Genomic DNA, 14,792 nt, shown 5'->3' on the forward strand with positions numbered 1-14,792 from the left:
TTTGTAATTCGTAATTAGGAAATGCGGATTTTGTTTGAGTCAGTCGTGGCGAATGGGGATAATATAGAGTCCGGTTAGGCAATTTTCATGGCAAGCGAAGCAAAACAAGCCGCGAATTGTGCGATCGCCTTTTTTAATTTCCTTCCCATCACCATGACTGTTGCGAATTCACTCATCAGTTGCCATCAAAGTGCGTAGGCGTAGCCCTCCGCAGGCATCGCTCTTGATCATTTTCTTAGCTTTCAAGCAAAAAGGTGCAACATTCAGGGTTAAAGCCGCAATTTTCCGCATCAAAGCCGCAAAGTTGAAGATAAAAGCCGCAATTTTCCGTATTAAAGCCGCAACGTTGAGGATAAAAGGTGCAACTTCCAAGATAAAAGCTGCAACGTTGAGGATAAAAGGCGCAACTTCCAAGATAAAAGCTGCAACGTTGAAGATAAAAGGCGCAAGCTTCAGGTTTTTAACTTCAACCTTCATGCTTTGAGGTGCAAATTCCACCCTCAGAGGTTCAACAGTTGGTGATTTTTCTTGGTGAATCACGTAATTAATACTGGAGAATTGGATTTAACCTACTCCCGTTTAAAGATACTACTGGCGACTCAGAGGTAAAATCCCTCGCTTACCCAACAAACCGCCGTCACCCTAGAAGGGTGCGGCTAATCTAACAAAGCCCACCTTCGTGGGCTAAAAACAGCCCACCTTCGCGAAGCGTTCCGCAGGAAAGGTGGGCTTCGTACCTATAGCCCCAGGCTTCTAGCCTGCGGGCGTTATTTCGGGTAAGCGAAAGATGAAATATTTTGAATCTCAATCTATCCGTTCGCAGTCAAATTGCCCTTTAATATAGTCGTTATAAAAGCTACCAATAGAATCAGCCGAGTAAAAATCCTCCCAAGTCTCCTCATCTACCCCAAAATACTCATACACCGCCCCATTCTTAAACTCAACTTGCAAAGTTTGCTCGTGACTATCGTAAGCAATGCTAGCCGCCATTGAAGAACTCACAGGTAACAGCGCAATTGGTTCTTCATATTCAGGAAACGCCACAGGTTCCGCCACAATCTCGTTGAGTTCTACCAACCCCTCAAAAGCTTGAACTGGTGCGGGAATTTCTAAAAGTTCTATTTCCTCGCCGCGATCGAGCAATAATTGTAAATGTCCGTCAGAATGAGCGATCGCAATTAGGCTACTCAAGTCCATTTTTGATAGTCTCATTAAATTTGCTCTCCTGTGGGCGTAGAAATGTTATTTTTCGGTTGATAGGATTAAATTCTGCTGCAAAATCGCACCGCTTATTAGTACATTTGTACCATAAAAGCAGTTGATCGTCAAGACTTTGCAACAGAAAAATACCTACTGTCGTACTCCGGTTTTCACAAGGCTGGCATAGTTGGCAATGAAGCACCCATTTAGTGACGAATTTTTACAAGAATTGCCGCTAATTCTGGCGGGGCCTATCTTGCAGCATACAGAATCAGACGCCGTTACAGTCTGGATAGCGCTGAAACGTCCTTGTGAGGTGGTACTCCAGGTTTATGACACAGCAAATCGCGGTGAGTTAATTACAAATCTGCTCTTTGAGGGAAGACGCCGGACTTTTGCGCTGGGGAAATTCCTGCATATTGTCGCTGTCACGGCGGAATCTGCGGGTAGTCATTTATTAAGTAGCGATCGCATCTATGCCTACGACTTACAATTTATTGAATCATCCACCCAGCAGCAAACTTTAGCCACAGCCTTATGTTCTCGCCGCTTTCCCGCCGTTAATATCAGCTATTTCGACCATCAAAAACCCACCTTTGCCCTCCCCCCCACCGATTTACAAGATTTACGCATCGTGCATGGTTCCTGTCGCAAACCTCACGGTGATGGCTTTGATGCGTTACCGATTCTCGATTGCTTAATTGAGTCCGCCGCCAACCAGCCAAACAAACGACCCCATCAGCTTTTTCTCACAGGTGACCAAATTTATGGTGATGATGTCGCCGATCCCCTATTGTGGGTTTCCAGTCAGTTAGGTGATGCGCTGCTAGGTTGGGAGGAACAGTTACCCGTCACCCAGTACACAGCCGCCGATCCCAGTTATTACACCCCTAAACAACTGCTTCCTGGACATCGCGCAGATATCGCCACACACCAAGCAGGTTTCACCGCCGGCTTGCATAATAAAACCGCCAAAGTTAGCAGTCACCTGCTGAGTTTAGGTGAATATTACGCATCTTATATATTGTCATGGTCGCCCGCCTGCTGGCCGAGTAGCATACCCCAAGGACACGAGGTAATGCATGGACATCGAGTCAGCCGCCGTTGGGATAAAGAAGTGCGGGACATGCAGCAATTTATCCATACCCTGTGGAAAGTGCGGCGGGCGCTGGCGAATGTTCCCATGTATAGTATTTTCGATGACCATGATGTCAGCGACGACTGGAACCTCAACCAAGCTTGGTGTCTGCGGGTTTTAGGACAGCCTTTGGGACGGAGAACCGTGCAAAATGCCTTGTTAGCCTATGCAGTATTTCAAGCTTGGGGAAACACACCCCAACAATTTGCAGCCGGTCAACCAGGGGAGAAATTATTACAAGCGGCGGCGGATTGGTCTGCATCTGGGGGAATGAATGGAGCGGTGGAAAATGCGATCGCTCGTTATTTAGGAATGCCGCCACTCAATCCCAGTACAAACTTACCGGAATTTGTGCAATATGATGCAGTTTTAGTTCTCGACCGTGCCCCAGAAGCCTTAACCTGGCATTATACAATCCGTAGTTTTTGCCATGAAGTCATAGTTTTAGATACACGCACCTGGCGCGGTTACCCTGCCGATCAAAAACCCATCGCACCGCCAATGCTGCTATCACCGCCAGCCTTTAGCCAGCAACTATCCCAGCCCTTAGAACAAGTAAATCATAAACCAAAAGGGCGATCGCAACTCCAAGCTACATTTGTGATTGCACCGACCAACTTATTTGGGTTAGAAGTAATAGATTGGATTCATCACTGGCATTTAAAAAGAGATAAAGTTTATGGTGTCGATGTCGGCGATGCTTGGAACATTAATTACGAAGCTTTAGCACAATTTCTCACCACATTATTTGAGCAACGGCGACAAGTAATAGTCTTATCTGGAGACATTCACTACAGTTCTGTTGTGCGGTTAACTTATACCAAAAAATCTTTCGGTTCTGAGAAAAAATCTATATTAGTACAACTAACAGCTAGTGCTTTTAAAAACGAAGAAAAAATTACAGAAATCATTCATACCAGACTCAAACAATGGCTTTTACCAGAAAAAAATCGCCAATGGATAGGCTGGAAAAATCCCCCATATATGCTAGAAATTTCTAGCAGAAAAGCCTACCGCGAGTCTCTTGCACATCGTCCCCCCGAATGGCATGGTTTAATGGAATGGGTTCACCGCAAAATCACAAAAACTGCTGAATTTGGCACCAATGTTTCCTGGTTAATGACTGCTGAACAACATGCGAAAAACCTAAAGTGGGAACTATTCCAGTATTTTACCTTTTGGAAACTACCTTGGTTTCAAGATGGGAGAGAAGTCGTAGGTTTAAATAATTTAGCCTTAGTCCATTTTGAAATAGATAATAATAATTCTTCTAAAGTTATTCAAGATTTATACTGGTTTTCAACTTGGTATCCTATCGAAATTGTTTACAGCCGCTTTGAAAGTGAACTCAGCCATTCAAAATTAACAACTTAATTCAAAATTCAAAATTAAGACAGTCAATTGGTGCGTTGCGCTGCGTGACAACACACCCTACATTTAATTTTTTTCATGACAACTGATAACTCTATGCTAAGCGCAAATAAGGACACTTTTGTAAAAAACTAGCTGCTTTTTGATGCGCATCAGGATTATCAATATGCACAGGTGTAGTGCGGATAATTCCCTGAAATAAATCATCTAAGCCATAGGGGGTAAAAAACTCCCATTGTCCTTGTAAATCTACCCGCACCCCTACAGATGTAGCAGTGTGTAACCATTGGGAAATACCATCTTCTGTACTTTGGTAGGTTGTTTCACCTTTGCGCCAACGGTTAAAACTAGCTTGATTTTTCACATCAAACTGATCATCAGGAAACTGTTCTGTAAGGGTAGCTTTTGCTGCTAGTTCTTGAGCGCGATCGCCTTGGATATCGTAAAATGCAATATCAAAATCCTTAATTACTAACTCGCAGTCATCGCCAAAAATTGCGCGCCAGACTGTATTGCGTACCGCACCACCGGCTAACCACCAATCAGGTAGATGAAGTTGCGCGATCGCAGGTAAAATCATCCCTACAGGTGTATCAGCTAAGATCGTCTGTAAGCGAGTGTTACTGTTCATATCAAATTTGTAAGATTTGCCACCAGCAAGCGAAAATATTAGCATTCATCATTTGCTTAATTTTGTCTAGTTCTTCATACGCAGGATTAAATTAAATTTAATTTAAGTTTAAATTTTGAGTTTAAATTGTGAATTTAATTTTTAATTATGGAAAACTTATTTGCCAATATAGAACTGATTCTGAATCAGGAACTACCTTCTCTCCCAGATGCACATCAACAACTACTCAAAGAAACCAGCATTGATGAAAATCAACCGGGTACAATTCTGCGTGACTTCCAAACTTTAATTGACTTTTTTCAACCCAAAGGCGTGGAAGTTAGTAGTGTAAATAATCTTCTCCCTTTAAAAGTCCTCTCAGAACTTAATTTACGTTTAAGTCACCCAATAGATACAAAACTCAAACGTCCTGTACAAAAATCCTATCCTTACATAAATGGACTTTATTTGTTATTACGCAGTTCGGGGATTGGACAAGTTACGTCCCAAGGTAAAAAACAATTTTTAGTATTAGATGAAGCTGTATTAGAATGTTGGTCTAAACTTAACTCTACAGAACGTTATTTCACCTTACTCGAAGCTTGGTTAATTTGGGGAAATAACGAAGTTTTAGGCGAACGTCACGATGCATGGAATAATTTATTTAAATGTATTCAATTTTGGGGTAGGATACCCGACAAAGGCTTAAAATTTACCAAATATGATGACCAACAAAGTCTTGGCTATTATCCTGGACTGCATAATGTCGCTTTATTAGAGTTATTTGGTTTCTTAACTCTTCAATCAGGAAAAGCTCAAGAGGGTAAGGGCTGGCGCATTGCTAGTGTAGAAAGGTTACCACTTGGTGATGCTATATTTATGTTGCTGTTTCCTATCGGTATTACCGGAAACTTTGAGGAAGATATTAATGTAAATTTTGGACAATTACAGCCAACTTTACAGCCATTTTTTCCAGAATGGCACAATAACTTAATTCTTCCTCAGCAAGGTTTTACTGATGGAATTTATATTTTTAAAGTATCGGTTTCTAAATCTTGGCGACGAATCGCTATCCCCGCGAAAAGAGAATTAAGCTGGTTAGCTGGAACAATCCTAGATGCTTTTGATTTTGATGATGACCACCTATACGAATTTATTTATAAAGACCGTTTTGGTCGCACTTGTACAATCGGTCATCCTTACATGGAATCACCCCCATTTGCAGATCAAGTCCGCATTGGCGATTTACCTTTAGAACCGGGTACAAGCATGATTTATCATTATGATTTTGGCGACAATTGGAAGTTTAATGTGCAATTAGAAGCCATTGAACCAGCAGATAGCAAGATTAAAAAAGCCAAGATTTTAGAAATTCATGGAGACGCACCCCAACAATATTGGAGTGAAGATGATGATTGGAATGAAGAGGAGTAAAATCAAGGCAATATAAGTGTGGATGTTAATCAGCAAAAAGAACAATTTAGTAATGCTTATGTCAGAGCAGTTGCATCAATTGCTGGCTATTCTGTCTACAGACCAGAAGTAGACGATGACAATTGACCATTGACAAAGAGCATGAAAAATATCTAACACTGCGTAAGTCCTATTATATAAAAGCTTCTAGGCGTATTTCAAAACTTCTTCTATAGAGAAATTACGCTGTGAGTTTAACTCGATATAACGATGTTTTTCTGCTAGAAATTTTTTCCCATAATATTCATATAAATCTGCTTCGGCTTGTTCATCAATTGCTTCCCATAGTTCTTTGAAATGGCGATAGCGCTTTTCACACATCACTAGTTCTATACAAGCGATCGCAGCCTGAACTACTTGCGTACTCCGCAATATATCTTTCTTGCTTTTCTCGTTCAAGTGAAACAAATGTGACACTAAACTTAAATCTTCAGCCAATTCCAAGTAACTATCTTGCAAATTAGAAATTAAATCTATTTGCTGTATTGGTAACTCGAAAATCTTTTGCCACAATAAGCGATGGTGAGAAAGACTAAATTGTAAATCTCTGTCTTCTAAAGCGTTTAAAATCGTTTGGCGCTGTTCGGGACAATGTAAGTAAATCCGCAATAATAAGCCTTCTGCGCGTTCTAACAAACCGCGCTCGCTAGAACTAGGTGAAGCTTGAGAAGCTTTATTAATCTCCGCTGTTCTCTTTATTGATACAGGTTGAGAATAGCTGCTAGCAGGTGAAATCTGAGTCAGCAAATTTTCGACTCGTAGGGGAATGAGTCTGCTATCTCCTAAGCTGAGGATTTCCGCGCAATAGGAAATATAATAATTTCGCGTATCGTTATTAACTATATTTTTCAGTAATTTTACTATATGTTGAGTTACTTGCTGAAAATCTGTAGCCTGTTTTAAATCTCGGTCTTTAAGGATTTGGTCAATTTGCCAATTCAGCCACAAAGGCGCATTGGTTAACAATTGACGATAATCTTCTGGGCTATGGCTATGCAAGTATTCATCAGCATCTTTACCATCGGGAATATTGAGAATTTTTAGCTGCACTTCGCCCATATAAGCGAGTTCAGCAATTTCGCCGATCGCTCTATTTGCAGCATTATTTCCGGCTTTATCCGCATCAAAATTTAGCACCAACTGTTTAGACTCGGTATAGCGTAATACTAGCTTTACCTGGTCTAAACTTAAAGCTGTACCCAAAGAAGCCACAGCATTATTAATTCCCGCAGCATGGAGAGCGATCGCATCAAAATAGCCCTCCACTACCACAGCTTGATCGAATTGGGAAATCCCCGATTTAGCTTGATCGAGGGCGAATAAAGTTTTACCCTTACTAAAAAGCTCCGTTTCTGGGGAATTGAGATACTTTGGTTGCTCATCGGTGAGAGTGCGCCCACCAAAAGCAATCACCCGCCCTTGGATGTCACGGATGGGAATCATTAAGCGATCGCGAAACACATCATAATAACCGTTCCCTTCCTTGCGAGGTTTAATTAATCCGGCTTTTTCTACCAATTGCACCGGATAATGTTTACTATCCACCAAATAACGGTATAGTGTTTCCCAACCTGCGGGCGCATAACCTAAGCCAAACTGCTGTATGGTTTCTTCTTTCAGCAGGCGATCGCTTTTTAAATACTGTAATGCTTTTTGATCGGCAGATTGTCTCAGGGCGTGCTGATAAAACTGCGCTGTGGAAGCCAGAACTTCATATAGCTGTTCGCGCAAAGAAATCTGTCGTTGCAGTTCCTGTCTTTGCTCAGGTTCTAGGGTTTGTACAGGTACTTGATAGCGCCTAGCTAAATCTAAAGTCACCTCCGCAAACGAGCGCTTCCCCACATCCATTAAAAACTTAATCGCATTTCCCCCAGCCTGACAGCCAAAACAGAAATACATCTGCTTTGTCTGACTTACCGTAAAGCTAGGAGTTTTTTCATCATGGAACGGACATAAACCTACAAAATCCTTACCGCGCTTGCGTAAAACTACATACTCTGAGACGACATCTACAATATCAGCGCGTTGTTTGACTTCTTCAATTGTATTGGGGTGCAAGCGGGGAATGTACATAGTTGGTTATTGGGCATGGGGCATGGAGCATGGGGCATTGGGGAGCCACTGCGTTGGACGGTTTTCCCGGCTTAAAGCAAGTGGCGTCATTGGGCATGGGGCATTGGGCATGGGGCAGAGACGCGATGAATCCTTGTCTGTACAATTGTCATTTGTCCTTCTTGTCCTCCTTGTCCCCCTTCTCCCCCTTCTCCTCCTCATCCCCTCAGACTGCTGTTTTCTTTAAGAAACAAATGATCGATCGCTCCTGATGGCTATTATATTGTTGTTGCTCAACCAAGAATGATATATAGGATTGCTGAGGCTGATTCTTATAAGAGGAAATACTGAAGATGGGGCGTATTTTTATTTCTGCTGCTCACGGAGGCAAAGAAGCCGGAGGAGTTGATCCAGGGACGATCGCAGGCGGGACAACAGAAGCTAGAGAAATGATTCTGTTGCGCGATTTGATTGTAACCGAATTGCGGGCGCGGAGTTTTGAAGTTTTAGCAGTTCCTGACGATTTGAGTGCAGCTGATACTATCGCCTGGATCAATTCTCGCGGTCGTTCCACTGATGTGGCGTTAGAAATTCACGCTGATGCAGCTAGTAGCCCTACTGTCCGGGGGGCTAGCGTGTTCTATATTGCCAATAATAATCAGCGCAAAAGTAATGCGGAACTTTTACTGTTAGGATTGTTACGCCGTGTTCCTCAGTTACCCAATCGCGGAGTAAAGCCGGATAGCGATAGCGGATTGGGGCGATTAATATTTTGTAGACAAACTGCGATCGCTTCTTTATTAATGCAAGTCTGTTTCCTCAGCAGCCCAGAAGACCGTGCTTTACTCCAAAATCGTCGTCGCGATTTTGCTTTAGGAATTGCTGATGGCTTGGCTTCTTGGAGTCGTGCAGTTGACCCAAATCAAGGAACTCCCCCAACACCAAGTTATCCGACAATTAATATTACCGTTAACGGGCAAAAATATTCAGAACAAGGAATACTAATTAATGGCAATGCTTACATCCCCATTGATTTAGCAGACCGCTTAAGAGTTGATTTAACCAAAATACCAGAAGTTCGCCGAATTACTTATTATAAAGTAGTCTATATCAAAGCAATTGAACTGCGAGATTTTAATGTATCTGTTGGTTGGGATGCAGCAACTCGTACTGTAACTTTACGTTCAATTTTAGTAGTTTGTCCTGGTCAATTTGACCGCATTGTATCGAATGGTAATAGTTCCGAAGTTCAATTACAGCTATTTCTACGAAATAATAATGAAAATGCTTTAGTGCGATTTCCCGACATTCCCAAACTCTATCGCGAAGAAGCAAGTACAGAAGGTATCAACTACGATATTGCTTTCTGCCAAATGTGTGTGGAAACCGGATTTTTACGCTTTGGTAGTGATGTTAGACCAGAGCAAAATAACTTTGCTGGTTTAGGTACAGTTGGCGGTAGTGCCGAAGCCGCAACTTTTGAAAGTGCGAGAATTGGTGTCAGAGCACATATCCAACATTTAAAAGCTTATGCCAGTTTAGAACCTTTAGTAAACGAAGTTGTAGACCCCAGATTTCGTTTTGTCACCCGTGGTGTTGCTCCCTTAGTCGATCAATTATCAGGGCGCTGGTCAGCAGATTTAGACTACGGTACAAAAATTACCGCCATGCTCAAACGGTTGTATGAGTCAGCAGGGTTTTTATGATTATTTGGTCATTTGTTAGAGACGCCATTCATCGCGTCTGTACAATTGTCATTGGTCATTGGTCATTGGGCAAAAGTGAAAATTAAATATAGAGTTCTTAATTTTGAATTTTGAATTGTTTGTCCTCCTTGTCCCCTTTCCCTTTCCTTCCCTTACTGCGGCGGTCTTACGCAAGGTGAGGTACTCGTTGCATCAGTATCAGGGAACACAGCTAAAGTATGATATTCTGGACTGCCATCGCCATATAAAATCCTGAAGGTATACAATTTAGTGTTTTGCCCACCTTCGGTAATTACTGTCAACAATGTATTATTTGTGTGAGGCAAACCGGGAATTGCCAGTTTTTTAATGCGTCTGAGTTGCATGACATTAGCTGAAGAATTTTGGCAATCTCCTGTCCCAGCACCTTGACCGAATTGCATACACATCGGCCCGTCAAAATCTATAGTGACCTGGGATGGGTCATTTAACCAAACTTTCCTAATTTTTTCTCCTGAGGGAATAAAACTGAGGTTTGTTCCCTGCTGATACCAAATTTTAATGGTAGGTACTACGCCACTTAAACCTTGAGCTTGACAAGAGAAAATAGAGCGGAGAACAGCATTTTCAGCTACCGCGCGATCGCCTACCAATACAATTGCGGCGATAAACCCAAAAGCAGCCCAAGGCAAAAATTGAGAATTAGTCAATATATCCAGGCAAAAAAGGCGATTTTTTCTCATATATAAACTAAGGCAAGTGAGAAGGAGCAGAGGAGGCAGGGGGGACAAGGGAGCAGGGGGAACAAGGAATTTTAGATTTGCGTTAGCGTAGCGTTAGCGAGTCCGCGAGCGTCTTTTGGATTCAAATCTAAAATTTAAAATCCAAAATCCAAAATTGTTTCAATGCCCAATGCCCCATGCCCAAATCCTAAAACTCCATTGTTTGATTGATATAGATTTCCACTTCTGTACCGGCAGGTAAGAACCAGACGTTAGTTCGCTGCATCATCTCAGAGATGGCTTGTTGATTGCGTTGGGCAATTTGCGGTACTACGGTGTTCATCCCACCTTCTAAGGCGGCGGCTATCATGTTGCGTTGGGGGTTATTGGTGGTAACTACAGTACTTCCGGCGCTGGTACTCACAACTTGAGAGTCTGTACGATTCATTAACTCAGCGGCTTTACCCAAACCACCCAAAACAAACAATCCTATATCCATACCGGCAATAGATGACCCGCGATTAGGATATTGTTTGGCTACTAGCGGTCTACCTTGGGTACCGCGAATCACGATCGCATTTGCTGGTAAGCTATTTTCAGTGATGCCATTGCTATCTTTAGCGATCGCTTTTACAACTTTCAGCTGTACTAATCCCTGTTCAGAAAGGGAGCTTATTTCTGTTAATAACTCAGTTCCCGCCGGAATAGCCACGCTTCCATCTACGCCTTTTAAAGGCTCTTGTACCCGCACGACAAAGGTATTTTTAGCGCTCTCGCCTTCATTATCGTCATTATTAGCCGATGCATTAGCAGTTTCGCCAAATACAGCCGTCGCTAGCACTGCTTTAGCGCTCGTTCCTACAGCTAAGGATTTGGAACTCTTTGCTTCTTTATTCGCTATCAGAGTAGAGTTGTCTGTTTCGCTGGCTGTTGTTTGTGATTCTGGTGTGGATGCAGATGCAGGGTTATTTGCTTGTTGTTCTGGAGTGGGATTGCTGGTACTTGCAGTATTGATATTTGCTGATGCTATGTCTCTAACAGGTACTTGACCATAACTACCTAACTTAGCCAAATTATTCCACATTTGAAAAGGATCTAATTTAGGTTGAGGCGTGGCTTTAACTGCTGGGGGAATATCTGGCTTAACAGAGACTATTTGCGGTGGTTGGGGTACTGGTAACGGTTGAGCGGCGATGGGTGTTTGTAGTGGAGTGGGTAAATCAACCATGCGCTCAACAGTCATAATTCTGGGTACGTTGCTTGTGGTTGCGGTAGATTTTGCAACTGTTGATGGCGGTAGATTTTGCGGTTGAATTTGCGCATTTCTCAGTTGTTTTTGTGCTAACTGTACCGCCTCTGCTTGTTCAGTGAGAGCTAATTTAGTTTTGAGGGTTTCAATTTCTAACTCTTTGGGTTGCGATTCATTGAGTAGCGGCGTTTTTACTGGGGAAGCAATATTCTTCTTTTTTGCCTTTTGATTGTTGCTAGACATCAGTTGAGTTAAAAACCCACCAGCACACAAAGCCACAGCAAAAGTCGCCGTACCCACTAAACCTAATTTGGCAAAGGGATTGGAGGAAAAAGATTGTTCAGTTTTAACTTCTGATGGTTGAGAAAATGATGGTTCTAAGTTAGTTGATTCTTCTATTGTGTCATCGTGGTCGAATGAAAATTCTCCATTTTCTAACCCTACTAACTTTGCCATCCTTAATTCCCAATCTTGAGAATCTAGTTCTAGTTGAGAATCATCATTTAGGGAAATTTTGGTTGAACTTGAGTAGCGAGTCATAGTACGTCCTAGGGTAACTTTTCGGAACAACTTTTATCTTTTAAGTCACAAACTTTGTAAACTTGCAGTCTAGCTGCACCAAGGCGATAAGCAGCCAAATGTAAAGCAGTGGGAGATTGAGGTAAAGAAGCAACAGGTTCATCGGTTGTCTGGATAAAAATTTGCTGATTTACGGGAATTGATTCACCAAGCCTATCGGAGTTATGAAAAACTAAGAGATTAGCAATCATCTCGACTTTCCATTTACCCTCAGCGATTTGTTCGGGTTGAGAAATTCTTTGAATTGCCAATATCTGCTCGGTAGCTTGATAAGAACTAGATATTCTTTTCTCAGAATTTAAATTATTGATTTGTGTTTGTAATTTTGGCTGAAAATCTTCAGTCACCAATTGAGAGCTAATGTCCCAAACAGTATTTGGTGGTAGTTGCTGTGACCAAGTTAACATTAAAGTCATAGTTTCGCCAACAAAATGGCGAATAGTTTGTTGATATCTTTCTTGATTTTCTTGCGGGTTGACTGTAATTGAACGACCATCAATTAGCTGTACCAAACTTGGTAAAGCAACTTGCTGGTTTACTCGCTGTAACATCGACCCGTGAAACATCAAGACAAATAAAGTTAATATATTAACTCCTAATGTACCAACGGCAAATATTGGTAAAATATTAGTCTTTTTATTTTCTGATTTAAGTAGCTGCATTATGGTGCTTCGCGTGTCAATTGTCAGTTGTCAGTAGGGGTGGGTTTATGCGAGATTTTCATGGATATTTGATGATATCTGTGAACCCGCCCTTACAGTTGTTAGTTGTTTTTAAATAGGAATTTTATCGAGTAAAATTACCAGTTTTTCGTTCAATTTCACATTGATTCGAGTTTGTGCCTTGTAAATTATCATAGGCATCAATTAAACATAAATTGCGCATTTCATAAATTTCTAGCTGTTCAGCACGTACAGCATAAATTGCTCTTTGTAAAACTGTTAATTGTTCGATTTGAGGGTAATCAAAATAATCTACTGCCCTCACTAATATATCTTTATTAAAAGGCACTATGAGTTTTTCACCATCGGATTTTTTAGTTTGAATTAAATCGGCTACCATCCCCACTTGCCATTTACCTGGTTCAATTTCTTTGGGTGGATACACTCTTTTAATCACTAATTTACCGGAAATAACTTGTTCTTGATTATTAGCGAAAACTTCCGGGGGGGTCATGGCTGCAATTTGACTTAAAAAGCCTTTACGGAAATCTTCAGATAAAGCAAAGCTACCAATCCAACTACTAGTAGTAACTTTTTGATTTCCACCAGATGGAGTTTTAATTAATATTCCTAAATCTGCTTTCGGATTACCTACTTCTTCAATGGTTTGTGGGGGTAAAGTTCCTGACCAGTTAAAAATTGAAGTCATGGTTTTACTAACAAATTGGCGAATTACTTCCGGGTCTCGCACTAAATTATCAGTATTATCAACAGGTTTACCATCAACCATCTGCACAAAATTCGGCTGTTTTCGCAAACTAAGCTGGCGAATATTCAAGCCTTGCATAATTAAAAATAGCAGCAATAATATTTGCAATCCAAAAGTTGCGATCGCAAAAATTGTTAAAATACTAACCGTCTGTTTTTTCTTCTCTAATAACCTTACCATCTAGACCCTCGCTTTCACCCAGTTAGCTGTATTCGCAATCCCATTAAAAACCGCAAATCCTCCCGCAGCAGCAGTTAATAACGATAAAACTGGCGCTAAAATTCCTAAAAAAATCATGAACCACATCAAATCAGGGTCAGCATTCGGATCTTGTGCTGGGCCATTGACAATTACTGACGCAGTTAACACCGCAATAATATTAAAGGAAATCTTAGCGATTCCCAGAGAAATAAACCCAGTCAACCAAGCGAAAATCGGTTTACCTGCGACAGGTAATAATGAACTACCAACCGCTAGCGGCCCTAAAGCTGCTATTAGTAGCATCGTCGCTTCAATTAAATTTTGGAAAGCATATTGTAAGGAGACCAAAAAGTTTTTAATACTAGTTTGGACTGTTGAACCTAACAAAGCATTAAAAGCAGTTTCCGAAACATTACCCGTACCATAGCTAATCTGATTGACTTTATTTTCTAATCGTTCAATCCAGGTTTTATTACCATAGGAATTTCTATATTCTTGCCAAAGATTATTTATTTTCTCCGTAGCTTTAGTAAAGCATTGAGATTGTTGTTCCCCATTCAAAGATTGACAAGGACGCAGCAAAGAACCAGCCACATCTTCCGCCACGCTCATATTCAATGCTTGCTGATAGATTTTATCGGTATCTGCTGTAGTAACTACTTGCTGATTCACAGAATTGATGTAGTTGCGCACTCCTAAAGTCAAACTCGAAAGAATACTGCCATTCCCAGTATTATTTAATAAAATAACAACCACAAATGGCCAAATCATCGATGAAATGGGACGAGAATATTCACCCTCAAGCACATCTTTCAACCATTGGATGAGGAAAACTAATAAAGTTCCCACCGCAAAAAATATGCCTAAATTTGTCAGTGAACCATATATATTGTCGCCGGGATTTTTTTGTAATAAATCTAGCCATTGATTCTCCCAGCTTTCAGCAATACTTTGGGCAGTTGTCGCCCCATTGCCGATAATATCATTAATACCTGTATTCGCTGGAATTTGTAGAATATACTGCATTTTTAAGGGTAAATAAAGGCAGAAGGCAGATTATGGTTGACTGTTGACTGTTGAC

General features: G+C 41.3%; 14 protein-coding genes. 4 read left to right on the forward strand and 10 right to left on the reverse strand.

Annotated features, from left to right (window positions below; all coding sequences use genetic code 11):
• Positions 1–168 precede the first annotated feature (168 nt).
• Positions 169–540, reverse strand: coding sequence for a hypothetical protein (locus H6G41_RS08205; RefSeq protein ID WP_190745346.1), 372 nt, complete (start codon positions 538–540; stop codon positions 169–171).
• A 264-nt stretch (positions 541–804) separates the two neighbouring features.
• Entirely contained in the window at positions 805–1,212 is a 408-nt protein-coding gene (locus H6G41_RS08210) for a KTSC domain-containing protein (RefSeq protein WP_190632864.1), read from the reverse strand.
• Positions 1,213–1,393: 181 nt separating this feature from the next.
• Between H6G41_RS08210 and H6G41_RS08215 the strand changes: the two genes are divergently transcribed.
• Positions 1,394–3,712 carry a PhoD-like phosphatase gene (locus H6G41_RS08215; RefSeq protein WP_190745348.1) on the forward strand — a complete coding sequence of 773 codons (2,319 nt, stop codon included), beginning with the start codon at positions 1,394–1,396 and terminating at the stop codon, positions 3,710–3,712.
• Positions 3,713–3,803: 91 nt separating this feature from the next.
• Here H6G41_RS08215 and H6G41_RS08220 read toward each other — a convergent pair whose 3' ends face one another.
• The gene (locus H6G41_RS08220) at positions 3,804–4,340 is read right to left on the reverse strand and encodes a nucleotidyltransferase family protein (protein ID WP_190745350.1); all 537 of its coding nucleotides are present in this window, start codon (positions 4,338–4,340) and stop codon (positions 3,804–3,806) included.
• A gap of 147 nt (positions 4,341–4,487) precedes the next feature.
• Here H6G41_RS08220 and H6G41_RS08225 point away from each other — a divergent pair, with 147 nt between their 5' ends.
• Both H6G41_RS08225 and H6G41_RS08230 read left to right on the forward strand, forming a co-directional pair.
• Entirely contained in the window at positions 4,488–5,753 is a 1,266-nt protein-coding gene (locus tag H6G41_RS08225) for a plasmid pRiA4b ORF-3 family protein (protein ID WP_190745352.1), read from the forward strand.
• An 18-nt stretch (positions 5,754–5,771) separates the two neighbouring features.
• Complete coding sequence (locus H6G41_RS08230; RefSeq protein WP_242037834.1) at positions 5,772–5,879, forward strand: DUF4365 domain-containing protein; 108 nt, start codon at positions 5,772–5,774, stop codon at positions 5,877–5,879.
• A gap of 60 nt (positions 5,880–5,939) precedes the next feature.
• On the opposite strand, the gene dnaG is transcribed toward H6G41_RS08230, so the two are convergent.
• Positions 5,940–7,865 (reverse strand): DNA primase, encoded by a 1,926-nt coding sequence (gene dnaG, locus H6G41_RS08235; RefSeq protein ID WP_190745354.1) that lies wholly within the window; start codon positions 7,863–7,865, stop codon positions 5,940–5,942.
• Positions 7,831–7,962 carry a hypothetical protein gene (locus H6G41_RS35680; RefSeq protein ID WP_277878057.1) on the reverse strand — a complete coding sequence of 44 codons (132 nt, stop codon included), beginning with the start codon at positions 7,960–7,962 and terminating at the stop codon, positions 7,831–7,833. The genes dnaG and H6G41_RS35680 overlap by 35 nt, the downstream gene beginning before the upstream one ends.
• A 235-nt stretch (positions 7,963–8,197) precedes the next feature.
• On the opposite strand from H6G41_RS35680, the gene H6G41_RS08240 reads away from it, so the two are divergent.
• On the forward strand, positions 8,198–9,550 hold the full coding sequence (locus H6G41_RS08240; protein WP_190745356.1) for an N-acetylmuramoyl-L-alanine amidase: 1,353 nt from the start codon (positions 8,198–8,200) through the stop codon (positions 9,548–9,550).
• Between the two features lie 152 nt (positions 9,551–9,702).
• Here H6G41_RS08240 and H6G41_RS08245 read toward each other — a convergent pair whose 3' ends face one another.
• The 5 genes from H6G41_RS08245 to H6G41_RS08265 form a co-directional block, all read right to left on the reverse strand.
• The gene (locus H6G41_RS08245; RefSeq protein WP_190745358.1) at positions 9,703–10,272 is read right to left on the reverse strand and encodes a hypothetical protein; all 570 of its coding nucleotides are present in this window, start codon (positions 10,270–10,272) and stop codon (positions 9,703–9,705) included.
• A gap of 187 nt (positions 10,273–10,459) precedes the next feature.
• Positions 10,460–12,040 (reverse strand): TrbI/VirB10 family protein, encoded by a 1,581-nt coding sequence (locus tag H6G41_RS08250; RefSeq protein ID WP_190745360.1) that lies wholly within the window; start codon positions 12,038–12,040, stop codon positions 10,460–10,462.
• An 8-nt stretch (positions 12,041–12,048) separates the two neighbouring features.
• Complete coding sequence (locus H6G41_RS08255) at positions 12,049–12,741, reverse strand: hypothetical protein (protein ID WP_190745362.1); 693 nt, start codon at positions 12,739–12,741, stop codon at positions 12,049–12,051.
• Between the two features lie 124 nt (positions 12,742–12,865).
• On the reverse strand, positions 12,866–13,690 hold the full coding sequence (locus H6G41_RS08260) for a hypothetical protein (protein ID WP_190745364.1): 825 nt from the start codon (positions 13,688–13,690) through the stop codon (positions 12,866–12,868).
• On the reverse strand, positions 13,691–14,737 hold the full coding sequence (locus tag H6G41_RS08265) for a hypothetical protein (protein ID WP_190745366.1): 1,047 nt from the start codon (positions 14,735–14,737) through the stop codon (positions 13,691–13,693). It lies immediately after the preceding gene.
• Positions 14,738–14,792 lie beyond the last annotated feature (55 nt).

The organism is Tolypothrix sp. FACHB-123, assembly GCF_014697075.1.
Taxonomy (GTDB): domain Bacteria; phylum Cyanobacteriota; class Cyanobacteriia; order Cyanobacteriales; family Nostocaceae; genus Aulosira.

Excerpts from the sequence above, each read along its gene's own strand:
- H6G41_RS08225 (WP_190745352.1), top strand. The coding sequence starts at position 4,488 with ATGGAAAACTTATTTGCCAATATAGAACTGATTCTGAATCAGGAACTA.
- H6G41_RS35680 (WP_277878057.1), bottom strand. The coding sequence starts at position 7,962 with ATGCCCAATGACGCCACTTGCTTTAAGCCGGGAAAACCGTCCAACGCA.
- H6G41_RS08240 (WP_190745356.1), top strand. The coding sequence starts at position 8,198 with ATGGGGCGTATTTTTATTTCTGCTGCTCACGGAGGCAAAGAAGCCGGA.
- H6G41_RS08255 (WP_190745362.1), bottom strand. The coding sequence starts at position 12,741 with ATGCAGCTACTTAAATCAGAAAATAAAAAGACTAATATTTTACCAATA.
- H6G41_RS08210 (WP_190632864.1), bottom strand. The coding sequence starts at position 1,212 with ATGAGACTATCAAAAATGGACTTGAGTAGCCTAATTGCGATCGCTCAT.
- dnaG (WP_190745354.1), bottom strand. The coding sequence starts at position 7,865 with ATGTACATTCCCCGCTTGCACCCCAATACAATTGAAGAAGTCAAACAA.
- H6G41_RS08245 (WP_190745358.1), bottom strand. The coding sequence starts at position 10,272 with ATGAGAAAAAATCGCCTTTTTTGCCTGGATATATTGACTAATTCTCAA.
- H6G41_RS08260 (WP_190745364.1), bottom strand. The coding sequence starts at position 13,690 with ATGGTAAGGTTATTAGAGAAGAAAAAACAGACGGTTAGTATTTTAACA.
- H6G41_RS08220 (WP_190745350.1), bottom strand. The coding sequence starts at position 4,340 with ATGAACAGTAACACTCGCTTACAGACGATCTTAGCTGATACACCTGTA.
- H6G41_RS08215 (WP_190745348.1), top strand. The coding sequence starts at position 1,394 with ATGAAGCACCCATTTAGTGACGAATTTTTACAAGAATTGCCGCTAATT.
- H6G41_RS08265 (WP_190745366.1), bottom strand. The coding sequence starts at position 14,737 with ATGCAGTATATTCTACAAATTCCAGCGAATACAGGTATTAATGATATT.
- H6G41_RS08250 (WP_190745360.1), bottom strand. The coding sequence starts at position 12,040 with ATGACTCGCTACTCAAGTTCAACCAAAATTTCCCTAAATGATGATTCT.